The following is a 25,563-nucleotide window of genomic DNA, read 5'->3' on the forward strand; positions in this document are numbered from 1 at the left end:
AGGCCGAGTATAGCGCCGTCACGGATCATCACGGCATATGTATCTTGCGCTTGACGGCAGCAATCGCCAGCAGACCGATCAAGGTCGATCCAAATATCCAGCCCGCGAGATACCATGCGTCGATAAAGTACGGCACCGCGCTGATGAACCATCCGTATCGCAACATTTCAAAAATATGCGACATCGGAATGAACGAAAAGAACGGCCTGAACTTTGCCGGCACCCATTGCATCATGATGAAGACACCGGACAATGGCAGCATGATGTACGCAATCGGATGCACCAAGCGTCCCATCGCTCTGTTTTCGAACGTAAAAGCGCAGACGATGAGCGAAAGACCAAAGGCCAGGAAGAACATGCACGCCACGCCCAGGCACACGTAAAGAGGGCGTGCGGGAAGATCTGACAGGCCGGTCGCCACCGCCAGCCCCATCAAGATCATGAACGACAGGATACAGCCCGCGGCTTCGAGCAGCGCGCGTGCGAGCAGGACGTCGAAGATCGTCACCGTCTTGTGATACAGGAGCGGGAGATTGGCCTCCAGCGCGCCCTCGGCGCGGCCGAAGATGCTGCGGAACATGATGAAGATGCAATAGCCGATCAGCGCGAACGGCACTGGCTTGATGTCGCTGCCGAAATGCCCGCCGGTCTGCTGATGCAGCAAGGCGATCATCGTCGCCAACATCATCGGCTCGAGAATGAGCCAGACATAGCCGATATTGTCGCGGCCATAGCGCGTATGCAATTCGCGCATGATCAGCGCACCGATCACGTTTCCCTGGACCTTGAGGCCCCGACGCAGCGTGCCGCGCGGTTGGATACGGGTCGCCATCTACTCCCACCCCTTCGGCATGTGGCGACCGGTCCGTGGGGCCTTCGCCAAGATCGTGTCGTACATCGCCCCGAGTCGCGCGCGGTAGCGATCCTGCGTGAACCGCTGCGCCTGCTCGGTGCCGGCCGCCGCGAGCCGGTCCGCCAGCGCGTCGTCGGTATCGAGCGCGAGGATGGCGGCGGTCAGCGCGCCGACGTCGTACGGGTCCACCATCAGCGCCGCCTGCCCCGCGACCTCCGGCAACGAACTCCGATCCGACGTTATGACCGGGGTGCCAAGCTGCATCGCCTCGAGGACGGGAAGCCCGAACCCCTCGTACAATGACGGGAAGATCACCCCCTTGGCGTTCTCGATCAGCTGCAGCAACAACGCGCGCGGCAGATACTGCAACCGGATGACCTGGCTGGCGACCCGCCTGCCAAAGGCATTGTGCGATCCGGCCGCTCCGGTCGCGAGCAGGCGAAGGTCCTCGTCGGCCTGCCACGCACCCGCGCCGACCAGGACGAGCGGCGTCTTTACCTGGCTGCCGAGATAGGCCTCGATCAGCCGACCGACATTCTTCTTGGGTTCGATCGCGCCATAATACAGGAAATAGCCACGCGGCTTCAGCCCGAACAACGCGGTGACGTCGCCGACATGATCCTGCCGTGTCTGCGCGGTCGAGACGCATTGATAGGTGTTGGTGATGCGGTCCCCGGCGATACCGAACTGCGCGATCACATCGTCACGACTCGACTCCGACACGGTGCAGACATGGTCCGCCTCGCGCACGATCGTCTCGGTCATCCGGTAATAGAGCCGCTTTCGGTCGAGCGTCGCATAGGGCAGCTTGAGCGGCACCAGATCATGCAGCGTATAGACGTTGCTCGTCCCCTGCATCCGGATCGGCACGGGGTAGGTCCAGTGCATGATGTGCGGCGGATCGGAGACCCGGATCGGCAGGAACCGTCCGGTCCGCGCAAAATAACGATCGGCACGCTCGAACAGCCGGGCGGAACTCATGATCCGCTCGAACCGCGGCAGTCGCCGTGCGATCGCGCCCTGGACGATCAATCCCCGCATCGGAACGTCGAACATCTGCGTCCGCCGATACTGGCCGAACCACTCCCGCACCGCCCGCACCGCCGCGAGCCCGGGGCCTTGCGGAATTCCCCGCCCGAGCGCCTCGTAGAACAGGATCTCGCGCAGCTCCGGGTGGATCCCGACCGGTATCCCGAATACGCCGTCCAGGCGCGCGCCCAATGACGTGATCGCGTCGCCAAGAGCCTGGCCATAGGTCGCGACCCCGGTGCCATGCGGCAAGGCGAGGTTGAACCCGTCGATCGCGATCCGCACGTCAGCGTTCACCCGCGGTCTCCAATTCAGGCCACACGCCTTCGGCGATCCGCGCGTCGATCAGCCGGTCGTACAGCGGCGTCAGTCGCCGGCCGAACGCCAGCGGCTTGAAAACCTCCGCTCGCGCCAACCCGCGCCTCGTCAACGCGGCACACAGAACATCGTCGGCGACGATCCGCCGGAGCCCTTCGGCGATCGCCTGTGCATCGACCGGATCGACCAGCAAGCAGGCGCCGCCTGCAATCTCCGCCAGCGCGCCACCGTTGGAGGTGAGGACCGGCGTTCCGAGCGCCATCGCTTCCGCAACCGGCAAGCCGAACCCCTCCTCCAGCGACACGCAGACGAGCGCCCGCGCGTTGCGGATCAGGTCGATCAACACCGACCTGTCCTGGTACGGCAGGACCAGCACGCCGGCGCGTTCGAGCTCGCAGCGCAACGCATCGCCATCAGCGCCATCGCTACCAATGGGCCCCGCCATCACCAGCTTCACGCCGCAGCCGCTGGCCCGCCACGCGACCGCGAGCCGGGCGAGGTTCTTGCGCGGCTCGATCGTTCCGCAAAAGAATAGATAGCCGTCTGGGCGCAGATCGTACGGCAAGACGCCGCCGCTACGCCCGAGACGAGCGCTAGGCGTGTCGCCGGAACCCGGCGTGCCCGCCTCCTGCGTTCCGGCGAGCCCGACCAACCCGCCGCCGCAATCGCTGATCAATTCCGACGGAATCGGCAGCATTTCTAGGAAGGTCTGGCGCGCCCAGGCGGATACCGTAACGATCCGGTCGGTCTGCGCGGCGATCGCCATCAGGCACGCGCGCAATCGCTCCGCAGCGACGGCGGACAGATCGGGCCGGCGCAACGGGATCACGTCGTGCACGGTGTGGACGTTGATCCAGCCCTCGACGAGGGCAGGGATCGGATAGGTCCAATGCATGATGCCGACCGGCTCCGGCGGGGTGAGCCGCAACAGCGTACCGTGCCGCGCGAAATGGACCTGCGCGAGCCTGAAGATGTCGCGCCGCCACAAGCCCGCGGTCTCGCCGTCCGACGTTGCGCGTACCGGTGCCCGCCCGGCCGCAATGGGTCGTGCAGAAACGCTGCGGGGTCGCGAAGACCATGCCGAGAGCCATCGCGATGCCGCCGCCCGCCGCGTGCTCGGCGCACCGAAGCGGCCGATGGAGTCATCGCGCAAGGCCAGCGTGGTACGGCCCGCCGCGGCGAGCGCGGCGAGCACCGCCCGACGATAACTCGCAACCCCCGTACCGCCAGTTCCTGCCAATCGCGCGTCGACGGCGATCTTCACCTTCTTATGGAGGGCTTGGTCGAGTACAGCCCCAGATGTCATCCCTTCCATGCGGAGCATTCGACGCGATGATCGCCTTCGAGAACGTCTACAAGAAATATCATGGTCGCGGCTTTCAGAACCCGGTTCTGAACGACGTCAACATGATCATAAAACGCGGCGATAGTATTGGTGTATGTGGCGCAAATGGCGTCGGAAAGTCGACTCTGATGCGGATGATTTCGGGGGTCGAGCCGCCAACGTCTGGCATCATCAAACGTACCATGACTACATCCTGGCCGATCGGCTATGCCAGTGCGTTCCAACCCGGGCTTACCGGCGCTGACAATGCCCGCTTCATTGCCCGGATCTATGGCCGGGATCCGCAAGAACTGCTCGACTATGTTCAGGATTTTGCGCAACTCGGTTCCTATATTCATGAACCTGTCAATACCTATTCGGCAGGCATGTCCGCACGTCTTGCGTTCGGCGTCTCCCTCGCCATAGACTTTGATTGCTACATCGTCGATGAAATTACGGGCGCTGGAGACGAACGTTTCAGAATCAAGTCGGAAGAGGCACTTACCGCACGCCGTGACCGTGGAACCCTAGTCATGGTCTCACACGATACCCACGCATTATTTCGATATTGCGATCGTGGCGCGGTGGTATTTGGCGGCGTCGTCACGCTCTATGACACGATTCAGGAAGCTGCCGACGTGCACCATAGACTACAAAGCTTTCCACCATCACCCCGTTGATTTGATTGTTTTCATCTTTGGTCTCATTTAACGGTACATCGGTAAACATAGGCCGATAGTTAGATATCTTCGGCCAGTCTATTGAAAGACTTATCGATGACGACATTTGAAAATTACAAAAGGCGTCGACGATACATCATCCAATCGACCAGGATCATCCTTATATCTGTGGGACTTGGCACAATCGGGGGGTGCTCGACCCTACCTGCCGCCGGGCCGACCTCGGCACAAATCCGGCGCGCGGAAACCAAGGACAACCAAACGGGATTCCAGATCGTCGATATCGACGCGGCGACCACCGCGCGTCTTGCCATCCACGGCGCCACCACCACGCCGCTCGCGACGCTGGACGAAGTCGGCCGTACCGACACGCTGGGCCCCGGCGACACGCTGTCGATCGGCATTTTCGAAGTTGGCGTGACTCTGTTCACGCGTGGCAACGGCGCCGCCGCCCAAAGCAGTTTCACACCATCGGCATCGGGGACCGATCTTACCGTTCGCGTGGACTCGTCCGGCAACGTGCAGCTACCGTATGTCGGTCGCGTGTCGGTTGTCGGCAAGACGCCTGGTCAGGTCGAGCGGACGATCGAACAGGGCATGATCGGCTTGTCGCAACGCCCTCAGGTCGTCGTGGCGGTCAAAACCAACGCCTTCAACGTATTCTATGTTTCGGGGGACATACGCACACCCGGCCGGTTCGAACTGGGCTTGCCGCGCGAACGGCTGCTCGATGCGATCGCGCGCGCCGGCGGCACGACCAATCAGCCCAACGACATGATCGTGCGCGTTACCCGCAGCGCGCGCTCTGCCGAAACGCGACTGAGCGAAATCAACGCGTCGGGCGATCAGAATATCGCGTTGTTGCCAGGCGACCGGATCGAATTGTTCAACCGGCCACGGACATTCCTGGTGTTCGGTGCAACCGAGAAAGTCTCGCAGGTCGCGTTCGGCGCAAGTTCGCTTTCGCTGGCCGAAGCGATGGCACGGATCGGAGGCCCGAGCGAGCGCACCGCAGACCCGGCCGCGGTCTATCTGTTCCGGTACGACACCTCGCTCGGTGCCGAGCCCAAGCCGATCGTCTACCGCCTCAACATGATCCGCGCCGACAGCTATTTTCTCTCGCAGCGGGTCGAGATGCAGGACAAGGACGTGATCTACGTCTCCAGCGCCGCAGCCAATGCACCGGGCAAGATGACGCAAATCATCGGTCAGCTTTTCACGCCGCTCGCGCTTGCCCGCAGCCTGACCCAGTAACCGCTGACGCACGGACGAGAACGAGGCCGGAGCGAGCAACGACAGGGACGACCGTGTCCTGTCGGCTCCGGATACCAAGCGAGCGAACGGAGCAGCGAAGACCAATGACCGCGGGCTATATCGAAGCGTTGGAATGCCTGGCGGATCGCGTGGTCGTGCAGGGTTGGGCCAACGACGAGGCGCTGCGATCCGGCCCGTTGACGCTTTCGTTCGACGGCATCGCACAGCGCATCGTCCAGATCACGGAAACAGCGTATCGCGAGGATCTGGCCGCGATCGGTGCGCGTGCATTTCGCGTTTGCCTGCCGGTTCCGATCGCCGACGGGACGCATGTGACGGCGACGATCACAGGCAAGCCGCTCAAAATTGCGGCGGACGCGGTGCGTCCCATGGCGCCGCTCGGTCACATCGAGGTGGCCGGCAGCGACGATGTGGGAGGCTGGATCGTCGCAGTAGGCCTGCCAGTGACGCTCCAGTTCGATGGCAACCTGACCGCGTCTATCGACCCGGCAATCGATCGCCCCGATCTGATGCAGATCGTGCCGGGCAGCGCTCCGAACTACGGGTTCCGCGTGTCGCTGCAGGCGTTGCGCGCGCGCGCGACACCTTCGTCCGCCACGGCCTTGGGCCCGGACATGATCCTGTTGCGGGCCGGCACGCACATCGTCGGCGCGGCGACCCTCGTCCGTACGCAGCTGGTCCACGGCAAACTCGAACGCGTCACGCTGAGCGAGGCACGGGGCTGGGCAGCCGATGCCAACCGCTCGGACGGGACGCTTCGGGTGGAAATGCGGATCGATGGCATCCGCTATGCGACCGGAGTCGCCGACCGGTACCGCGCCGATCTCGTCGCCAAGGGCATCGTCGCGGCGGGAGGCGGGTTTCGCTTCGAGATGCCGTCGATCAGCATGACCGGCGCGACCAGCGCGCATGTTGCCGTCCATGCGCTGGATGAGGTCGTGGCGATCCGCGGCGCGATCGATATGCCCGTTCCGGAGCGGCGTACGCTCCTGCCGTCGGTGATCCTCGACATCCTGCCCGATTTCGACGAGCGCGGCGTGACGATCATCGTCCCGATCTACAATGCTGCCAACGATACCGCCGCATGCATCGCCGCGCTTTGCCGCAGCACCGACATACCCTGCCGGCTGATCCTGATCGACGATTGCAGCACCGATCCGGCGATCGCCGAAATCCTGGAAACCGCGGCCACGCTGCGTAACGTCGAGGTGCACCGCAATCCCGAGAATCTGGGGTTCACGCGTACCGTCAACCGCGCGATCGGGCTTGCCGGCACCGACGACGTGGTCCTGCTCAATTCGGATACGCAGGTGACCGTCGGGTGGCTCCAGGGTCTGCGCCTTGCGGCCTATAGCGGCCGGTCGGTCGCGACCGCGACGGCGGTGTCGGACAATGCAGGCGCCTTCTCGGTGCCGGAGCCCGGCACCGCCAATCCGGTCCCCGCCGGCTTCTCCTTCGACGACATGGCACGGCTGGTCCGGCAATCGGCGATGACGCTGCGACCGGAGGTGCCGACCGGACACGGGTTTTGCCTGTTCATCCGCCGCGACGCGCTCGACCGGATCGGGACGCTCGATGCCACTGCGTTTCCGCGCGGCTATGGCGAGGAGAACGATTTTTCGATGCGCGCCGATCATGCCGGGCTGCGCAACGTCGTCGATGACCGCACCTTCGTCCATCATGAGGGGTCGGCAAGCTTCGGCACGGCCAAGACGGCGCTGTATGCGGCGGGGCGGCTGATGGTCGACGAACGCTATCCCGAATACAAGGCACGGATCGGCGTGTTCTCGCGCGGTCGGGACATGCTGGCGATGCGCTGGCGAATCCGGCGCGCGGTGGCAGACGTCGTGGCCGCGCCGCGACCGCGCATCCTGTATGTGATCGCCACGCAGTCGGGGGGCACGCCACAGACCAACCAGGACCTGATGGCCGCGATCGAGGATCGGTTCGAACCGTGGCTGCTACGCTGCGATACGGTCCAGCTCGAGCTGTCGCGGCTGCACGAGGGCGCGCTGGTGCCGGTCGAGACCGCAGACTTGCACCGCGGCATCGATCCGCTGGTCCACCGCTCGAGCGAATACGACCTGATCGTCGCCGACATGCTCACCCGGCACGCGATCGATCTTGTGCATATTCGACACATGGCGTGGCACAGCACCACCCTCCCCCAAACGTGCCGCCGACTGGGGATCGCGACAGTCTTCTCGTTTCACGATTTTTATACGCTGTGCCCGACGGTGAAACTGCTTGATCAGGACATGGTGTTTTGCGGTGGCCGCTGCACGCCCGGACCAGGTCGGTGTCGTCCCGAATTATGGCCGGCCGATGCGTTTCCGAACCTGAAGCATCAGTTCATCCATCGCTGGCGCGCGATGATGAACGAGGCGCTTCGCCACTGTGATGCGTATGTCACGACAAGCCCGACCGCGCGGGAGATTATTCTCGATGCCTTGCCCGATCTCGCTGATCGACCGTTTGAGGTCATTCCTCATGGCCGGACCTTTACGGATTTCGGCATCGCCGCGCCGTGGCAACCAGGTATGCCGCTCAAGATTCTCGTACCCGGCAACCTTTCCGCCGCGAAAGGGTCCATCCTCATAGAAGCCGTGGCGGAGATCGACGGCGGGCGCACGTTTGAATTTCACGTGCTAGGCGACTCGGGTCACATGACGGCGCGCCCTGGACTGGTCCTGCATGGGCGGTACCAGCGCGATGCGTTCGCCGCCCGGGTGGCCGAGATTGCGCCACACCTCGGGGCCATTTTCTCGATATGGGCAGAGACCTATTGTCACACACTGACCGAGCTCTGGGCAGCAGGACTGCCTGTGGTCGGCTTCGACATCGGCGCGGTGGGCGACCGGATCAAGGAGTCCGGCGCCGGGTGGCTGCACCACGTCGGCATTCCAGCTGCCGATCTGGCACAATGGCTTGCTCATCTGGCGGCGCTTCCCGATGCTATCCATGCGGCCCGGATGGCGACCGTCCATTGGCAGGACACGGTCGGCCGTCACTATGACACCTCGGCGATGGCAGACCGCTATGGGGCATTGTACGCACAAGTAGCGAAGAACCGATGCGTATTCACCGACCTCCAGATCGAGGGAAGCGCAGGATGACGAAACAGTTCGCCGGCTGGGATTGGACGGCGATCATAGACACAGGTACGTCACAACGTTTCCTGCAAGGAACCGACGATCACCGACTCTCAGTTTGTACCTGATACGATGTATCACCTGTTCCACCGCGATGGCATTCCTACAACGGGTGATCTGTCGACTGCCGTAGGTCAAGCCACGCGCGTCACGCTGCCGGGTAGCGCACCGGTGATACGCCAGCCCCCCGTATTCTTCGCGATCGATCCGCGCGTCGCCGACGTAGTGCGCGAACACGACATCCGTTCGGGGCCGAGCGCGACTACGCGATTGGCGCCTTCGTTCGTCGTTGCGCTACCGCATGGTGCGATCCTCACCGAAGGGTTTCTGGTTGCGGATCAGGATCATCGCATCCTCAGCGACAGCTTCCGCGCCTTCGGATCGCTTGCCCGCTACGGATTTCACGAGCACCCGGATCGTCTTTTCTCGATCGACCTTGTCGGCGGGCCCGAGCTACCGGGAACACATCTGGTCGTGGGCATCCAAACCAACCTGAACTACTTTCACTGGTTGCTCGAGGCGATGCCGCGGCTGTGGCTGGCACAGCGCGAGGGGTTGGCGGCGGACACGACGGTCTGGCTGCCACCGTTACGTCCGTGGATGGCCGACATGCTGACGGCGCTGCAACCGATCGACAGGTGCGCGACGCAGGCGGACGGCATCACACGATGCGCCCGGTTGCTGATGCCGGCGCGCGGACTGAGCAACATCCATACGTTTTGCGCGCACGCATTCGCCATGGCGGATGAGATACGCCAGCGGCATGCGCCAGCGGCACCATCGGGACGCCGGTTCTTCATTACCCGCGCCGGTGCGGGGTCGCGCAAACTGATCAACGAGGCCGAGATCATGGAGATCGCTGCCGAGCACGGGTTCGAAACCGTCGAGCCGCAACATCTTGCCTTTCACGATCAGGTTAAGCTTTTTTCCGGCGCGGACGCCATTGCAGGGCCACTGGGCGCCGGGCTCGCCAATGCGGTCTTCATGCGTCCCGGCAGCGTTTTGATCGAACTTGCTCCAGAAGGGCGGGAGGGCAATGCGACCTTGTTCGCCAATCTCGCACACCACCGCCAACTGGATTATCTCGCCGCCGTCGGCCCGACCGTCTCCACCGACGCCCGCCCGGTGGATCGGCGGGATTTTTCGGTTGATACAGGAATCATACGCAAATTGTTCGGGGCGCTTGGCTGAGCCCCGAGGGGACCGTCAGGCGGGAACCATGGCGGCTAGGATGTCGTCGACCTCGGCGACCGCGAAGGCGCTGTATTCGTCGCCGATCGCGTAGGGCAGCAGCACCCGGCGATCCTGGAGCAGCCCGCCGCAGCTGTAGGTGACGTTGGGGACATAGCCGCCGCGCTGTTCGGCCGACGGGAACAGCAGCGGCGACGGCGTCCGCGCGAGCACCTTGGACGGGTCCGCCTTGTCGAGCAGGCACGCGCCGATGCAATAGCCGCGGACCATGCCGACGCCGTGCGTGAAGACCAGCCAGCCCTCGTCGATCTCGATCGGCGACCCGCAATTGCCGAGCTGGACGAATTCCCACGGATATTTCGGCGCCATGATCGGCGTGCCGCTGTCCCAGGTGTAAAGATCGTCCGAGCGGAGCAGCCAGATATTCTCGCTGTCCTGCCGCCCGAGCATCACGAACTGCCCGTCGATCCGCCGCGGGAACAGCGCCATCCCCTTATAGCCGGTCATCGACCCCGCCAGCGGCCGCATCTCGAACGTCCGGATATCGATCCCGCGCAACATCTCCTGCCGCGCGGTCTTGCCGTCGAACGCGGTATAGGTGCCGATGATGCTCTGCACATCGTCATGATCGGTGAAGGTGACCATGCGGAGATCCTCGATCCCCTGATGCTGGCTGGGCAGGATCGGGAAGATCACCGTCTCGGAGACGTCCTGGCTATCCTCGCACAGCAGCCGCACCCAGTCCGCCTCGGTCCGCTCGATCTGCGGCGGCACCCCGTTCGCGCTCGGCGGATCGAGTACGAGACGATCGCCCGGCCCCCATTCGCCGGTCCGGAACGTCACCGACGAGATATGCCCCTCGCCGATCCCGCGCAGCGACAGCAGAAACCGCACCGCGCCCGGTTCGGTCGGACGCCCGTCGAGCGCGTCGTCGGGCAACCGGACCATGCTCGGATTGAACAACGCCGCCGATTCGAACGCGTATTCCTGGCTGAAATAGGCGCCGATCAGCCACTGCTCGTCATCGTCGAAATCGCCCGCGCCGATCTCGTCACGGATCTCCGCAAAGCGGCGCAGGAAGACGCGATCGGCATTGCGGTGCCGCTCGCGCATCGGTGCCGCGAGCAGCGCGCGCATCCGCGTCCGCATCGCCGGATCGAGCGCACGGACACGATCGATGACGGCATGGACGCGCGACGGCCGCCCATCGTCGAACGCGGCGGGATAGGCGAAGCTGAACGGACGGATCACGGTCCGCGACGGATCGGGCATGAGTTCGACATCGAGCTTGGTGAAAACGACGGCCGCTGCCTTGAAGTCGATCCCATGCGAGTCGGCGCCAGTCGTTGCCGGGGTCGTTGCCGAAGCCGCCGTATTGGGACTTTTCGTCGCAGGAAGACTGGTGGGAGCAGCGTCGGGTGTCGTCATCATCGGCCCTTCGGAAGGAGTCTCAGGAGGAGCGCTGCACGCGCCAATTCGATCCCTGCGCCGTTTGCCAAATCCGGTCGCCGCACGTCATGGCTGATACGGGAACGGCATTTTTCACGGATGCGTTCGGGCCGTCGCGCTTGTAGCAGGTCGCGATGGCCAAGCGTAAATTCTACCTCACGGCAGTCCTGCCCGACGGCTATGTCAAGACGATCGGGCCCACCGCGCTCGACCTGACGCATTACTGGCGGATCGTCGCGGTGCTCGCCAACGGCAAGACCGAGGTGTTCTGGGGACACAGCAAGTCGCTTGGCGAAGCGAAGAAGACCAAGAATCTCGCGGTCGAGGCCGCGGCGACGCGGGGGTGGAAGAGCTATCACGTCGATATCGTTGCGGTGGAGCGGAGCGACACGCCGGTCGCGGGATAGCGCGCGTGGGGGGTATCGAGTCGGTATGCTCCTCCCCGGCTAAGGAGGGGCTGGCGCTTTCCAGATGAGGAGGGGTCGGCGCCAACCTGTGTTCCGTGTCCTCCCCCTCCGTCAGGCTTTGCCTGCCACCTCCCCCTGGCGGGGGAGGATTGTGAAGTGGTGCGATCGATTATGGCGCGGTGCAACATTAACCAGTAGGCGCGGGGATATGACGCAGCCGCTTACCCATTTTACCTTTGGTCGTCGCGAATTCGTCGCGTTCATCGCCGCAATGATGGCGGTGAACGCGCTCGGGGTCGACCTGATGCTGCCCGCGCTGCCGGCGATCGGGGCCGAGCTTCATGCCGCGACCGCCAATTCGCGGCAGTGGATCATCACCGCATACATGTTCGGCTTCGGGATCGGCCAGTTGGTCTACGGGCCGCTCGCCGATCGCTATGGCCGCCGCCCGATCCTGCTCGCGACGCTGATCGGATTCGTCGGCGCGAGCATCTTCGCGGCGAGTTCGGCGACCTTCACCGCGCTGATCTGTGCGCGGATCCTGCAAGGACTGATGTCGGCCTCGACTCGCGTGCTCGCCGTCGCCATCGTCCGCGATCGCTTTTCCGGGCGGCAGATGGCCAAGACGCTGTCGATCGCGCAGATGATCTTCTTCCTGGTGCCGATCCTCGCACCCAGCCTGGGACAAATCCTGCTCGCGTTCGGACCGTGGCGGTTCATCTTCTACGCACTGGCAGCGTTCGCCGCATTCGTCCTGGCATGGGCGGCGATGCGGTTGTCCGAGACGCTGGCGATCGAGCGACGGACGGCAATCTCGCTGACGTCGTTACGCAACGCCTATCGCCTGACGCTCACCAATCGCTATTCGATCGGCTATGCGACCGCCGCGTCGCTGACGTTCGGCGGGATCATCGCCTTCGTGTCGCTGGCACAGCAGATCTTCGGTGAGCAGTTCGGTGCGGGCGATCGGTTCACGATGCTGTTCGCGGTCTGCGCGTTCGCAATGGGTTGTGCGTCGTTCGCCAATAGTCGGCTGGTCGAGCGACTGGGCACGCGACTGATCTCGCAGGCCGGGGTGTTCGCGCTGATCGCGTTGTCGCTGGTCCATCTCGCGGTGATCGCCAGTGGCCTGGAGACGCTGTGGAGTTTCATCGCGATCCAGGCGCTGAGCATGACGTGCATCGGCCTGTGCGGATCGAACTTCGGCGCGATGGCGATGGAGCCGGTCGGGCATATCGCCGGGACCGCATCGTCGGTGCAGGGATTCATCACCAGCGTCGGCGCGGTGGTGGTCGGATCGTTGATCGGCCAGGCCTATGACGGATCCACCTTCCCGCTCGCGATCGGCTATCTCGGGATCGGCCTCGGTGCGCTGGTGATCGTGTATCTGGTCGAGGGGCGCTTCTGGTTCCAGCGGGAGGCCGCGCTGCGCTGAGGCGTAGTGCAAAAAGATCACACTGTTTCAGAAGGATCGCTGCGTTGGGAACCGTTACGTCACCGTGACGGTTTGCGTCGACACAACACCAACAGGATATCCGATCATGAAGAAACTGACCGTAGCGCTTATGATGGCTGCTCTCACCGTTCCGCTCGCAGCCTGCGGCGGCAAGGGCGACGACAAGCTGGGCAGCCAGGTCGAAGGCGCAGCGGACAACCGTGCCGACGCGCTGGAAGCCAAGGCGGACAACCTCGAGGACCAGGCCAAGGCCGTGCGCGAGAGCGGCGACCAGCAGGCCGACGCGATCGACGACGCCGACGTGAACGCGCAGGCGATGCCGGCCAGCGAGAAGGCGGCCCTCGTCAACGGCAGCGAGAAGCTCCGCTGATACTGATCCCCCCGGCACGACCGGGGGGATTTTTCTATACGTGATGCGAGACGGCGGCCGGGACATGTCGACCGGACTGGCGAAACAGGGTGGGCGACATGACGAACAGGGGCCGGATCGAGAACGGGGGATTCCTCCTCTTCTTGACGATCATCACCATAGCCTTGGGCGTGGTGGTATCCGCCTTCGCGGCCGCGCTGCTATGGAGCGCGCTGGCGGCGATCCTGTTCCAGCCGCTGTATCAAAAGCTGCTCAAGCGCTGGCCCGAGCGGCGCAACCTCGCCGCCTCGCTGGCGATGTTGATCATCTTCGTCGCGGTGGTCGTCCCGACGCTGATCATCGCGAGCCTGATGATCGACCAGGCGTCCTCGGTCTATACGAGCATGCAGAGCGGCCAGATCAATTTTGCCGCCTATTTCCAGCAGATCCACGATGCCTTGCCGCAGCGGCTCCAGCAGCTCGTCGACAAGTCCGGGATCGACAGCTTCGAACGGCTGCAATCGCGTATTTCCGGCGCGCTGGGCAACAGCGTCCGGACGATCGCCGGACAGGCGCTGTCGATCGGCCGCAATGCGTTCGCATTCCTGCTGGCGTTCGGCATCGCGCTGTACGTGACGTTCTTCCTGCTGCGCGACGGCGACCGCGTCGGGCCGGCGATCTGTCGCGCGTTGCCACTGGAGCGGTCGGTGACGGAGCGGCTGGTCGGCAAGTTCGTCGCGGTGGTGCGCGCCACGATCAAGGGATCGGTCATCGTCGGGCTCGTCCAGGGTGGCCTGGGCGCCTTGACCTTCTGGCTGGTCGGCGTGCCGGCGGCGCTGTTGTGGGGCCTGCTGATGGCGCTCACCTCGTTGCTGCCCGCCTTGGGGCCGGCGATCGTGTGGGTGCCGGTCGCGGTGTATCTGCTGGCGACGGGTGCGATCTGGCAGGGTGTCGCGGTGATCGTGTCGGGGGTCGTGGTGATCGGGCTTGCGGACAATATCCTGCGGCCGATCCTGGTCGGTCGCGACACCGGAATTCCGGATTATGTCGTGCTGGTCACGACGCTGGGCGGAATCGAGATCTGCGGATTGAGCGGGATCGTCGTCGGCCCCGTGGTCGCGGCGCTGTTCCTGGCGGGATGGCAGATCCTGACCGAACAGCGGCTTGGACAGCCGGAGCCCGACGCCTGAGCCACTGCCTCGGCTTGCCTTGGTTGTCCCGCGACACAGCGCAGTTTTCAAGTCCTCCCCCGCTAGGGGGAGGATCGGTTTTGAGCGCGGCTGTACTCGTTAACGCCGGAGTGTCGGCTGGAACGCAGCCGCAGTCCCTACCCCGCATCCGCAGGCCAAAAAAAACCACCCCGTGCATGACGCACGGAGTGGCCTAGGTTCAGGGAGGAGGTACGCTAGAAGCGTACCGTACGGCGCCGCGAAAGGGGGGGACACGATGCCGTACACGATCTAAATGGGTGAGCCCCGATTTGGTTCAACCCTTGTTGCGGCGCACACCGAATTTTTTTCAGATCGCGTTTTTCTTGCGGGCGAACGCCGGTGCCATTCGCGCCAGGATCTCGTCGCGGAGCAGCAGGTGATGGCGCAGTGCAGCCGCGCTATGCGCGACGACCAGCGCGAGCATCATCCAGCCGAGAATCTCATGCGCCTCGTGGCCGAAATGCCCGGTTGCCGTCGACACCGGCAGATACGGAATGTCGAACAGGCCGAACCAGTTGAACGGACCGCGCTTCGCCGAGCCCGACACCATCAGCCACCCGGTCAGCGGCATGCCGATCATCATGACGTAGAGGACCGCGTGCGCAGCGTGCGCGAGGCCCTTCTCCCAGGCCGGCATCAGCGCGGGCAGCGGCGGCGGGCGGTTGGCAAGACGCCATGCGAGCCGCGCGACGCTCAGGACAAGGACGGTCATCCCGAGCGCCTTGTGCGCGCCCATCCACGCGCGGAGGGCCGGCACCGAATCGTGCAACAAGCCGACCGCGAGGTTGAGGATGACGAGCAGCGCGATCGTCCAGTGAAGCCAGATCGCCACCCTCGAATAGCGTTCCGAGGATTGCCGCTCCGGCGAGTAGCGCTCCGAACTATCCCGCGCTGCCGTCATGTACGTGTCCTTCAGACGTTGAACTGCGGCGCGGCCATCTGCGGCTGCGGGGTCTGGCCGAGCTGTGCCTGGCGCGCGAAGATATCACGCATCAGCGACAGCGAGAACAGGTGCGCATACAGCAGCGGGAGCATGCCCGACTTGCTCATCTTGCGCAGTGCATCGCCGCGCAGGTCGATCAGCTTTTCCTCGTTGATCATCTGGAAGCCGCGATAGACGAACGGCTGCTCGGCGCCGTCGGGCTGGATCGTGACTTCGCCGTCCATCAGCAGCTCGAGCTCGCGCAGCTCGTTCATGAAGTTCTGCGTGCGTGCGCCGGCCTGTTCGAACGACTCGTTGAAGCCGAGGATGTTCTTGGTCAGCTCGGTCGGCTGGCCGTTCTCGAACAGCGCATCGCCGTCCTCGAACTCGCCGAGCGTCGGCGAGGTCGGATCGAAGCAGAGCGACAGCTCCTGCGCATCGGGGTGCAGACGCGCGAGCATGTACGGGTAGCGACGGACATAGGCGGGCACGTAGAACGTGGTCTCGGTCAGCTTGCCGTCGTCGCCGACGAACACGTTGACGCCCTCGTTCAGGCCCATCAGCGCGAGCGGGATGGCGTCGTCACCGGTCGAGAAGACGATCGGCATGTGACGCTGGACCAGCGGAAACTCGTCGACGGTGATCGGGATCGCGTGCTGGCCGACCAGGAACGGCGCGCTGTCCTGCGGGCGGACCTTGAAATTCGCGTGCGTGTCGCTCGAAAGCGGCTCGAGGCCATTATAGAAAAGCGGAAGCTGGGCGGTGCTGGCCATGTTACTCTCCGGATCGGTCGGTCGAAATGCCGGTGGCTCATGCCACCGATTGGGGCGAGGCTCTATGGTGCGCCGGGCGGGCGTGCAAGTGTGACGAGCTTGCCGGGGTTGAGGATGCCGAGCGGATCGAGCGCGGCCTTGATCGCCCGCAAGGCGGTCATCCGCGCGGGCGACGAGAGGCGTTCGAGTTCGTCGCGCTTCATCTGGCCGATGCCGTGCTCCGCCGAGATCGAGCCGCCGGCCGCCGTCACGAGATCGCCGACGAAGCGGGTGACGACCGGCGCGTCCTCGGCGTACCAGTGCGCGGGATCGGTGCCGGGCGCGGCGCGGACGTGGAAGTGGACGTTGCCGTCGCCGAGATGGCCGAACCCGCTCGCGTGCGTGCCGGGGAAGCGCGCGTCGCACGCCGCCGCCGCCTCGATCATGAAGCGGGGCATCGTCTCGACCGGAATCGAGATGTCGTGCTGCGTCGCGGGGCCGAGCGCGCGTTCGGCGGCGGAGAGCGAGTCGCGGAGGAGCCAGAAGGCGGTGGACTGGGCTTCGCTGGGGGCGATCGTCGCGTCTTCGATGGCGCCGTCTTCGAGGGCTTTGCCGAGCAGGCGTTCGAGGAGTGCGCTGGGGGACTCGCCATCGGTGGTGGCGGAGGTTGCCTCGATCAGGAGGTGCCAGGGGTGGCGGCCGGCAAGCGGCGCGCGGGCGTTCGGGAGGTGCGCGACCGCGGCGTCGAGCGACTCGGCGGGGAGGATCTCGAAGCTTTCGATCGCGTCGGTCCTCGCTTGCATCGTCCGCAGGAGTTTCAGCGCGGCGTGGGGTGACGCGATGCCGACCCACGCCGTGCCGCGGGCTGCAATTGCGGGGGCGAGGCGGAGCGTGGCGGCGGTGACGATCGCCAGCGTCCCCTCCGCGCCGATGAAGAGTTGGTCGAGGTCGTAGCCGCGATTGTCTTTCTTCAGCGCGGACAGGCCGTCGTGGATCGTCCCGTCGGCGAGCACCGCTTCGACGCCTGCGACGAGGCCGCGCATGGTGCCGAACTTGAGCACCTGCGTACCGCCGGCGTTGGTCGAGACGAGCCCGCCGATCGTCGCGGTGCCGCGCGCGCCAAGCGTCAGCGGGAAGCGCCAGCCCTTCCCTTGCGCGGGGCCATCGAGGTCGGCGAGGATCACGCCTGCCTCGGCGATGGCGAGCCCGGCGTCGGTGTCGAGGCTGCGGATGCGGTTCATGCGGCGGAGCGACAGAATCAGCGCGCTGCCGTCGGGGGGGGCGGTCGCGCCGCCGACCATCGAGGTGTTGCCGCCTTGGGCGACGAGCGGGACGCGGTGCTCGGCGGCGGCCTTGACGATCAGCGCGACCTCCGCGGTCGAGGTCGGCGCGAGCAGCGCGGGCGCAGCGCCATGGAACCGACCGCGCCAGTCGTGCAGCCAAGGATCGATATCGGCGGGGTCGGTGACGATCGCCTTGGCGTCGAGCTGCCAGGCGAGCGATTTAAGCATTGCCGCCTGCGAAGGCGTCAGGATTGCTGACTGAATTTCGGCCATGTACGCGGCGCTAGACAAAATTCATCGCGCGTTCAACGATAGGCCCTAACGATTACGTCAGCATGATCCAGACACCATGATTCACCCCGCGATACCCGCCACCCTGCTCGCGCTCGCGGGCCCCTTTGCTGTGGCATTGCGCGATGTACCGTCGTCCGGCCTGTCTTCGGGATTCGAACTGGACGGCACGCAGGTCGCGCAGGTCTCGATTCACGAACGCATCATCATCCGTGTGCCCCGGATGAGCCGAGCCCCCGTCCGTACCTACGCGCCGCCGACCGAATGGAAGGAGCATAAGGGTCCAAAATGCATCGCGGTCGATGAAATTGCTGGTGCGATGCTCAACAAGGACGGCGCGGTCGACCTGGTGATGGACGATACGACGCGGCTGCGCGCGCGGCTCGATGGCGACTGCAAGCCGCTCGATTATTATTCAGGGTTCTATCTGCGGCCGGGCGCGGACGGGATGATCTGCAAGGGCCGTGACGCGATCCGCATGCGATCGGGTTCACGCTGCGAGATCGAAGGGTTCAAGAGCTTGCGGGCGAAGAAGAAGTAGGTCGGTCGCTTCGGAACGCGTACACTGCCTGTTCGAAAATCCTGTTTCGGTTCGACGAGCGCCCGCACCCTACAACCACCTCCCCGGCGAAGGCCGGGGTCCAGTTGGGTGACGTTGCCAACTCTGCGCTACCGTTCGTTACTGCGACCTTTCCAACTGGACCCCGGCCTTCGCCGGGGAGGTGCGTCTGGTGAATTCACGCATACGCACCGCGTTCAAGCTATGTGAATGCAGCAGGTAATTGACGTTTACCCGCCCGCCGCCCCTTCCCACCCTCCATTCACCGCGTTTCCTTGACATTTGTCGCCAAATCGGCGAGCGCCGGAACGCTTGAGGGCAGTGCATTTCACCCTCTATTTACCGGACATTTGCATGAGTTTTGCCGATCTCGGCCTCTCCGACGAACTGCTGAAGGCAGTCACCGACTCCGGCTATACCGAGCCGACCCCGATCCAGGCCGGCGCGATCCCGTCCGTGCTGATGATGCGCGACATCATCGGTATCGCCCAGACGGGCACCGGCAAGACCGCGTCGTTCGTGCTGCCGATGATCGACATTCTCGCGCATGGCCGTAGCCGCGCGCGGATGCCGCGCTCGCTGATCCTCGAACCGACGCGCGAACTCGCCGCGCAGGTGGCGGAGAATTTCGAGAAATACGGCGTCAATTCGAACCTCTCGATGGCGCTGCTGATCGGTGGCGTCTCGATGGGCGACCAGCTCGCCGCGCTCGAGAAGGGCGTGGACGTGCTGATCGCGACGCCAGGCCGGCTGATGGACCTGTTCGGGCGCGGCAAGATCATGCTCAACGGCTGTTCGATGCTGGTGATCGACGAGGCGGACCGGATGCTCGACATGGGCTTCATCCCCGACATCGAGGAAATCTGCACCAAGCTGCCGAAGCAGCGCCAGACGCTGTTGTTTTCGGCGACGATGCCTCCGCCGATCAAGAAGCTGGCGGACAAGTTCCTGACCAATCCCAAGACGATCGAGGTGTCGCGCCCGGCGTCGACCAACCTCAACATCAAGCAGTATCTGGTGCCGGTGCCGAGCCAGACCGCCAAGCGCGATACGCTGCGCCGCATTCTCGCGCAGGAAGAGGTGACCAACGCGATCATCTTCTGCAACCGCAAGACGACGGTGCGCGACCTGAACAAGGTGCTGAAGCAGGCGGGCTACAAGTCGGGCGAGATCCATGGCGACATGGAACAGCCGCAGCGGCTGGCCGAACTCGAGCTGTTCAAGACCGGCGCGGTGACGATCCTCGTTGCGTCGGACGTCGCGGCGCGCGGGCTCGACATCAAGGGCGTGTCGACGGTGTTCAACTATGACGCGCCGTGGCATCCGGACGACTATGTCCACCGGATCGGCCGCACCGGTCGCGCTGGAGCGACGGGGACGGCGTACACATTCGTCGCGCCGGACGATGCCGAGAATATCGTCAATATCGAGAAACTTACCGGGCAGACGATCGAACGGCTGAAAGTTGCCGAGCCGAAGACGGCGCCGGTTGCTGCTGCGACCGAAGACGATGGCACGGCGCGGCGCGCACGGCCGCGTCGCGGCGCGCGGTCCGAGACGTTTACGCCGGTGCCGGTTGCGGCGGCTGCCGAGGAGTCGGATCGGCCCCGTACGCGGCGGGTGCCACGGGCGGATACGGTGGCCCCTGCGATCGTCGCCGAGGTGCTGGCTGCGGCCGAGCCGGTTGCGGCGGCCAAGCGTCCTCGCTGGGAGCGTACGCCGATCGACGAGCCCGTGCCCGCGGTGAAGCCGCGCGTTGCGGAGCCGGCACGGGTCGACCCGGTGCAGGTCGAACCGGCGTATGTTGAACCGGTTCGCGCGGCACCTGCGCGGACGGAGACGATGCGGACGGAGCCGGTGCGGACGGAGCCGGTGCGGTCGGAACCTCCTCGCTCGCAACCTGTTCGTTCGGAAGCGGCAAAGGTCGAGCCGCCACGGACGGAGCGCATTCCTGCGGATCCAACCGGTGGTCGCCGCCAACCGGTCGCCGATACGCCGGCGGATGGCTGGAACGGACCGTTCCCGAGCTTCCTGAATGCCGTGATCGGAGGATATGAATGATGTCGATGCGCCGTCTTGCCGCGCTTGCCTTGCTCGCGACTGCCGTGGCCGCCCCCGCTGCGCCCCGCGCCAAAGTCGTCGCGCCGCACGTCAACACCACGAGCTTCGACAAGCTGCCACAGCCCTTGCCGCTGCCGTATGACGAGGCGGCCAATGCCAATGCGCAGGTTGCGGCGGCGCGGGCGCGCGCGCTGAAGACGCACAAGCGGTTGCTGATCGATCTCGGCGGCAACTGGTGCCTCGACTGCCGTCTGCTCGCGGGGACGATCGACCTGCCGGAGATGAAGCGCTTCGTCGACAGCAAGTTCGTGGTGGTGACGGTCGATATCGGCCGCTTCGACAAGAACGGGCAGATCGCGGCGGGTTACGGCATCAAGGGGCGGCTCAAGGGCGTGCCGGCGGTGCTGGTGGTCGATCCGCGGAGCAACCGGTTGCTGAACGCAGGGCATGAGACCGAGCTGGCGGATGCGCGGTCGATGGGGCCGCAGGCGCTCGCCGACTGGCTGGCGAAGTGGGCGGCCTGATCGTGAGTTTTTGAGGGCGTTTCGGTATTGGGCATTTCGCTAGTCTGAGGCGGGCGATGGGGCTCGTCCGCTCCGCTACTCGCCCTGTTTGGCTTGCCCTCACCTATCGCCGCCTTCGGCGTCTCTCCCTCTCCCCGATGGGAGAGGGAACCGGTCCGAGGCGGCTTTACCGTGCGAGCTTTCGCTGGCGGTCGATGCTCGTTCGACACTCTCCTCGCCCTTGCGAAGCGGTCCAGCGCGCGTCTCTTGCTTGTAAAGTCTGAGATCCGTCGTCCGCCATTTGGTCGCGGCATGAACCGGCTCTCTATGAAACCGATTCATGCCGCTCCGTTCGCTCCAACCCTCGCCGTCATCCTGACGAAAGTCAGGACCCAGAGCCATGGAGGTTAACCCCTGGTATCCTGGGTCCTGACTTTCGTCAGGATGACGGCCGGCGCGTGCCCTCACCTATCGCCGCATTCGCGTCTCTCCCTCTCCCGATGGGAGAGGGAAGGGGATCGCGGCCACTTGGCCGTGGGAAGGGTGAGGGCAAGGTTTGTGGGGCCATTGTGCCAGTCGTGTTCGTGATCCGACCCTCTTTCTAGCCAGTGCGAGTCCGACGCCCCCTGCCCGTGTAATGTCGATCCGGTGCGCACCATTGGGCTGCGACCGTAAACGGTCCTGCCAGGAAGCCGATCTCGACACGCTGTGCGGGCCCAACCCCCACCGTCATCCTGACGAAAGTCAGGACCCAGAGCCACGGGCGTTAACTCCTGGTATCCTGGGTCCTGACTTTCGTCAGGATGACGGGTTGGGTTGGCTGGTCACGCCCTCGCTCCTACGCGGCGACCGCGATCAGGGCGTCGTCCAGTGCTGCGGCGCGCAGGTATGCCGGGCGTTCGATCAGGCGCGCGGCATAGTCCGCGAACGCTTCGCGCTTCGGCAGCCAGCCGAACTGCATGCCCCAGATGACCTGCGATCCGACATAGACGTCGGCGGCGGTGAAGCGGTCGCCGGCGATGTACGAGTGCGCTGCCACGGCCTGTTCAAGCACGTCGATCACGCGGTCGAAGCTGCCATAGCCGATCATCCGTTGCTGCGCGGCATCGGGCACGACGCCGAGCGCGCGGTTGCCGGTGGCGGCTTCGACCGGGCCGGCGGCGTAGAAGAGCCAGCGATAGTAATCGGCGCGCTCCTCGTCGCGGGGGGCGAGGTCGGCGTCGGGGAACGCGTCGGCGAGGTACGCGCAGATCGCGGCGCATTCGGTGACGGTCTTGTGGTTGTGGACGATCGCCGGGACCTTGGCCATCGGGTTGATCGACAGATACGGCTCGGCCTTCATCGCCGTGTCGTAGTCGAGGACGACGGTCTCATACTCGGCGTCGACCTCTTCGAGCATCCACCGCGCGATCCGGCCTCGCGACATCGGGTTGGTGTACAGGGTCAACGTCATGCGACTCTCCTTGAGAACGGATCGTGAACGATGGTCTCATGGGGAGTGGGTGCGGTCAAGGGTTACGCTGCGGACGTAGCAACGCCGCACCCTACGCCTGTCATCCTGGGCTCGACCCAGGATCCAGAGCCGCGACGCTCACCCGTCTTGGCTCTGGATCCTGACTTTCGTCAGGATGACGGCGGAGATGTTACACCAGCGCCTTGTCGAACAGCGCGAGCATGCGGGCCCAGGCCTTGTCCGCCTGGGCTGCGTTGTAGACCTTCGAGTCGGGCGGGCACCAGCCGTGCATCGTGCCGGCGTAGACCTCGATCTCGGCGGGGAGCTTTGCGGCGGCAAACGCCTCGCGGATCGTGTCCTTTTCGGTGGGCGAGCGGGCCTCGTCGTTGGCGGCGATCGCGATCAGGTATCGGCCCTTCATCTGCGGGATCAGGAGATGCGGGCTGTCGGGCTTGTCGGTGACGAAGCCGCCGCCGTGGAACGTTGCGCCTGCTCGGATGCGGTTCGCGACGGCTGCGGCGGTGCGCATCACCATCGGACCGCCCATGCAATAGCCGGTGGTGGCCATGCCGCGTTTGCGATCGACCTGCGATTGCGCGTCGATAAAGGCGGTGAAGGCCTTCGCGTCGCGAACCGTGCTTTCCGAACTGAGCGCATCGCGGAACGGCGCGATACGGGCGCGGACGTCGGGCTGGTCGTAGGATTCGCCCGGCTTCAGGAACGGTGCCTTAGTCGAGCGGTAGAACTGGTTGACGACGAGCACCGCATACCCCGATTGCGCGAGCCGATCGGCCATCTGGCGGAAGGCGGGGCGCAGGCCCATGATGTCGGGCCAGACCAGCACGCCGGGATGCTTGCCGGTGGCGGGCGCGACGAAATAGGCGTCGGCCTTGCCGTCGGGCGTGGTGATCGTGACGTCGCGGCCCTTGATGACGGCGGCGTTCGCGGGGGCGGGCAGCAGCATCGTCAGGCCCATCGCGCCGGTCATGACGCCGAACTGGCGGCGCGAGACGCCGGCCAGATACGCTTCGTTATCGTCTGCGGTATGCTCGTCGCACATGGGGCTATCCTCTTGAATTTGGCCGCATGCTAACTCAGGCCGCGCGCCACCACCATACGCCATCTTCCGTGTCGCGGGTCGCTCGGCCTTCGACTTCGAGGCGGCGGAGATGCGCGAGTGCCTCGCCGGTCGCCATGCCAAGGACGTCGGGACCGATCGCGCGCCGGAACAGCCGGCCGAAACAGTCGACCGCGCGGCGGGGCTCGGCGAGGAAGACGGCGAGTTCGTCGAGCCGTTCGCGGTGTTCGCGGTCCATGGCGTCGAGGCGGGTGTGGAGGCCGGTGAACGGGTCACCGTGGCCGGGCAGGACGAGCAGGTCCTTCGGCAGCGTCTTCAGCTTGGCGATCGAGGCGAACCATTCGCCCAGCGGATCGGCGCCCGGTTCGGTGACGCTGAGCGAGACGTTGGGGCTGATGCGCGGGAGGACTTGGTCGCCGGCGATGAGGATGTCGCCGGCTTCGTCGTACAGGCACGCGTGCTCGGGGGAGTGGCCGGAGCCGGTTACCACGCGCCAGTCGCGCTCGCCGATCGTGAGAGTGTCGCCGTCTTCGATGCGCGTGTAGCTGAGCGGGAGCGGCGTGATGATCTTTCGGAAGCCGGCCCAGCCCTTGGCGGTGGCGTGGTCGATCTGTGCGGCGTCCCAGCCTGCGCCGCGCCAGAAGGCGAGCATTTCTTGGGGGACGGAGTCGCGGGCGTCGGCGGCTAGCATGCGCGCGGTCAGCCACTCGGCGCGGGTCATGATGAGGGGGGCGGCATGGTGGTCGCACATCCAGCCGGCGAGGCCGATATGGTCTGGGTGGAAGTGTGTGCCGATCATTTTCGTGATGCGGGTGTTGGCTTTGGGGCCTTTGAAGATGGCCTTCCAGGCGTCGCGGGCCTCGGCGGTGTTCATGCCGGTGTCGATCAGCGCTTCGCCGTCGGTGTCGGCGAGGAGCCAGCAGTTTACATGGCGCAAGGGGCCGGGGATGTGGAGGCATACCCAGTCTATGCCGGGGGCGACCTGCATCGTGCCGCCTACTTCAGGCTCTGCGCCACCAAACGGGTAGGTCAGGCCCTTGTAGCTGGTCGGCGCGAAATCGGTGTCGGGTGCGGTTGCCATCCGTTGCGGTTAGCAACTGGATGTGGCGGGAGATAGTGCTGGCGGGCGTGACGAACTACACCCCGTCATCCTGACGAAATTCAGGATCCAGGATAATGTAGGGTGACGTTTTTGGCTCTGGGTCCTGACTTTCGTCAGGATGACGATCGGGGGGAGCGTGCGCCCCACCCCTGCCCCCTCCCGCTTGCGGGAGGGAAAGTGAGGTCAGCGCTTGAAGGGGTCGTCGAAGAGCGGCTTGACGGGGAGGACGCCGCCGTCTGCCACGAACTGGGCGTCCGCGGCCGCCTGGGTGCGCTCTGCGCGGAGCTGCTGGAGGAGCACTTCGCGGTCGCCTTCGAGGCGCGTGTCGGTCGGCGCTTCCATGCCGGCTGCCTTCGCCGCCTTCGCCACCGCGGCGTCGAGTTCGCGCTGCGAGGTCAGGCCGAGCGTGACCGGGTCCTTCGGCGTGATGTTGGCGATGTTCCAGTGGCTGCGGTCGCGGATCGCGGCGATCGTCGTGCGCGTGGTGCCGATCAGCAGCGAGATCGCGCCGTCGGTGATCTCCGGGTGGTTGCGGATGATCCACGAGATGCCGTCGGGCTTGTCCTGGCGCTTCGAGACCGGCGTATAGCGCGGGCCCTTGGTGCGGCGGACCTGCTCGGGGCCCTTGATCATCTTGAGCTGGTAATCGGGATCGGCGGCACCCTTGTCGATCTCTTCCTGCGTCACTTCATGGGCGCGCACGGGATCGCGACCGGTGAGCTTGGTCGAGGTCGTGTCGTCGGCGATCGCCTGGATCTCGAGGATGTGCAGGCCGCAGAAGTCCGCGATCTGCTCGAAGCTGAGCGCGGTATTGTCGACCATCCAGGCGGCGGTCGCGTGGGGCATGAGCGGCTGGGCCACGGCG

At 65.0% G+C, this 25,563-nt stretch carries 22 protein-coding genes; 11 read left to right on the top strand and 11 right to left on the bottom strand.

Annotated features, from left to right (window positions below):
• Positions 1 to 28: 28 nt before the first annotated feature.
• The 3 genes from C8J46_RS05735 to C8J46_RS05745 are packed head-to-tail and all read right to left on the bottom strand — an operon-like array spanning position 29 to position 3,464.
• Entirely contained in the window at positions 29 to 832 is an 804-nt protein-coding gene (locus tag C8J46_RS05735; protein ID WP_207894113.1) for an ABC transporter permease, read from the bottom strand.
• Positions 833 to 2,179: a glycosyltransferase family 1 protein gene (locus C8J46_RS05740; RefSeq protein WP_243643234.1), complete on the bottom strand. Its 1,347-nt coding sequence runs from the start codon at positions 2,177 to 2,179 to the stop codon at positions 833 to 835.
• On the bottom strand, positions 2,169 to 3,464 hold the full coding sequence (locus C8J46_RS05745) for a glycosyltransferase family 1 protein (protein WP_165886468.1): 1,296 nt from the start codon (positions 3,462 to 3,464) through the stop codon (positions 2,169 to 2,171). Before C8J46_RS05745 ends, C8J46_RS05740 begins: the two co-directional genes overlap by 11 nt.
• 68 nt (positions 3,465 to 3,532) lie before the next feature.
• Between C8J46_RS05745 and C8J46_RS05750 the strand changes: the two genes are divergently transcribed.
• The 4 genes from C8J46_RS05750 (at position 3,533) to C8J46_RS05765 (ending at position 9,822) form a co-directional block, all read left to right on the top strand.
• A complete protein-coding gene (locus tag C8J46_RS05750; RefSeq protein WP_132736117.1) occupies positions 3,533 to 4,204 on the top strand; it encodes an ABC transporter ATP-binding protein in 672 nt (223 codons plus the stop codon).
• A 168-nt stretch (positions 4,205 to 4,372) separates the two neighbouring features.
• On the top strand, positions 4,373 to 5,458 hold the full coding sequence (locus tag C8J46_RS05755; RefSeq protein WP_243643235.1) for a polysaccharide biosynthesis/export family protein: 1,086 nt from the start codon (positions 4,373 to 4,375) through the stop codon (positions 5,456 to 5,458).
• Between the two features lie 104 nt (positions 5,459 to 5,562).
• Positions 5,563 to 8,595, top strand: a complete 3,033-nt coding sequence (locus C8J46_RS05760; RefSeq protein WP_132736123.1) for a glycosyltransferase — start codon at positions 5,563 to 5,565, stop codon at positions 8,593 to 8,595.
• Between the two features lie 108 nt (positions 8,596 to 8,703).
• Complete coding sequence (locus tag C8J46_RS05765) at positions 8,704 to 9,822, top strand: glycosyltransferase 61 family protein (protein WP_132736125.1); 1,119 nt, start codon at positions 8,704 to 8,706, stop codon at positions 9,820 to 9,822.
• A 15-nt stretch (positions 9,823 to 9,837) separates the two neighbouring features.
• Here C8J46_RS05765 and C8J46_RS05770 read toward each other — a convergent pair whose 3' ends face one another.
• The gene (locus tag C8J46_RS05770) at positions 9,838 to 11,094 is read right to left on the bottom strand and encodes a glycoside hydrolase family 130 protein (RefSeq protein ID WP_243643263.1); all 1,257 of its coding nucleotides are present in this window, start codon (positions 11,092 to 11,094) and stop codon (positions 9,838 to 9,840) included.
• A 311-nt stretch (positions 11,095 to 11,405) separates the two neighbouring features.
• Between C8J46_RS05770 and C8J46_RS05775 the strand changes: the two genes are divergently transcribed.
• The 4 genes from C8J46_RS05775 to C8J46_RS05790 all read left to right on the top strand — a co-directional run bounded on the left by C8J46_RS05775 (position 11,406) and on the right by C8J46_RS05790 (position 14,673).
• Positions 11,406 to 11,678, top strand: coding sequence for a hypothetical protein (locus C8J46_RS05775; protein ID WP_132736131.1), 273 nt, complete (start codon positions 11,406 to 11,408; stop codon positions 11,676 to 11,678).
• A gap of 208 nt (positions 11,679 to 11,886) precedes the next feature.
• A complete protein-coding gene (locus tag C8J46_RS05780) occupies positions 11,887 to 13,113 on the top strand; it encodes a multidrug effflux MFS transporter (RefSeq protein WP_132736134.1) in 1,227 nt (408 codons plus the stop codon).
• Between the two features lie 106 nt (positions 13,114 to 13,219).
• Positions 13,220 to 13,504, top strand: coding sequence for a hypothetical protein (locus C8J46_RS05785; protein ID WP_132736137.1), 285 nt, complete (start codon positions 13,220 to 13,222; stop codon positions 13,502 to 13,504).
• 98 nt (positions 13,505 to 13,602) lie between these two features.
• Positions 13,603 to 14,673 carry an AI-2E family transporter gene (locus C8J46_RS05790; RefSeq protein WP_132736140.1) on the top strand — a complete coding sequence of 357 codons (1,071 nt, stop codon included), beginning with the start codon at positions 13,603 to 13,605 and terminating at the stop codon, positions 14,671 to 14,673.
• Positions 14,674 to 15,001: 328 nt separating this feature from the next.
• Here C8J46_RS05790 and C8J46_RS05795 read toward each other — a convergent pair whose 3' ends face one another.
• The 3 genes from C8J46_RS05795 to C8J46_RS05805 form a co-directional block, all read right to left on the bottom strand.
• Complete coding sequence (locus C8J46_RS05795) at positions 15,002 to 15,595, bottom strand: cytochrome b (RefSeq protein ID WP_132736143.1); 594 nt, start codon at positions 15,593 to 15,595, stop codon at positions 15,002 to 15,004.
• Between the two features lie 11 nt (positions 15,596 to 15,606).
• Positions 15,607 to 16,389: a SapC family protein gene (locus tag C8J46_RS05800; RefSeq protein ID WP_132736146.1), complete on the bottom strand. Its 783-nt coding sequence runs from the start codon at positions 16,387 to 16,389 to the stop codon at positions 15,607 to 15,609.
• 62 nt (positions 16,390 to 16,451) lie between these two features.
• Positions 16,452 to 17,924: an FAD-binding oxidoreductase gene (locus C8J46_RS05805; protein ID WP_243643236.1), complete on the bottom strand. Its 1,473-nt coding sequence runs from the start codon at positions 17,922 to 17,924 to the stop codon at positions 16,452 to 16,454.
• A gap of 76 nt (positions 17,925 to 18,000) precedes the next feature.
• Between C8J46_RS05805 and C8J46_RS05810 the strand changes: the two genes are divergently transcribed.
• From C8J46_RS05810 to C8J46_RS05820, 3 genes are all read left to right on the top strand, one after another.
• On the top strand, positions 18,001 to 18,483 hold the full coding sequence (locus C8J46_RS05810; RefSeq protein WP_132736149.1) for a hypothetical protein: 483 nt from the start codon (positions 18,001 to 18,003) through the stop codon (positions 18,481 to 18,483).
• A 372-nt stretch (positions 18,484 to 18,855) separates the two neighbouring features.
• Positions 18,856 to 20,562 carry a DEAD/DEAH box helicase gene (locus tag C8J46_RS05815; RefSeq protein WP_132736151.1) on the top strand — a complete coding sequence of 569 codons (1,707 nt, stop codon included), beginning with the start codon at positions 18,856 to 18,858 and terminating at the stop codon, positions 20,560 to 20,562.
• Between the two features lie 5 nt (positions 20,563 to 20,567).
• Positions 20,568 to 21,086: a thioredoxin family protein gene (locus C8J46_RS05820; RefSeq protein ID WP_132736875.1), complete on the top strand. Its 519-nt coding sequence runs from the start codon at positions 20,568 to 20,570 to the stop codon at positions 21,084 to 21,086.
• An 817-nt stretch (positions 21,087 to 21,903) separates the two neighbouring features.
• Here C8J46_RS05820 and C8J46_RS05825 read toward each other — a convergent pair.
• From C8J46_RS05825 to C8J46_RS05840, 4 genes are all read right to left on the bottom strand, one after another.
• Entirely contained in the window at positions 21,904 to 22,518 is a 615-nt protein-coding gene (locus C8J46_RS05825; protein ID WP_132736154.1) for a glutathione S-transferase family protein, read from the bottom strand.
• A gap of 190 nt (positions 22,519 to 22,708) precedes the next feature.
• Positions 22,709 to 23,578: a dienelactone hydrolase family protein gene (locus tag C8J46_RS05830; RefSeq protein WP_132736157.1), complete on the bottom strand. Its 870-nt coding sequence runs from the start codon at positions 23,576 to 23,578 to the stop codon at positions 22,709 to 22,711.
• 34 nt (positions 23,579 to 23,612) lie between these two features.
• On the bottom strand, positions 23,613 to 24,677 hold the full coding sequence (locus C8J46_RS05835) for an MBL fold metallo-hydrolase (RefSeq protein WP_132736160.1): 1,065 nt from the start codon (positions 24,675 to 24,677) through the stop codon (positions 23,613 to 23,615).
• A 204-nt stretch (positions 24,678 to 24,881) separates the two neighbouring features.
• Entirely contained in the window at positions 24,882 to 25,559 is a 678-nt protein-coding gene (locus C8J46_RS05840) for a DUF1013 domain-containing protein (protein WP_056484483.1), read from the bottom strand.
• Positions 25,560 to 25,563 lie beyond the last annotated feature (4 nt).

This window comes from Sphingomonas sp. PP-F2F-A104-K0414 (assembly GCF_004340945.1).
Lineage (GTDB): Bacteria > Pseudomonadota > Alphaproteobacteria > Sphingomonadales > Sphingomonadaceae > Sphingomonas.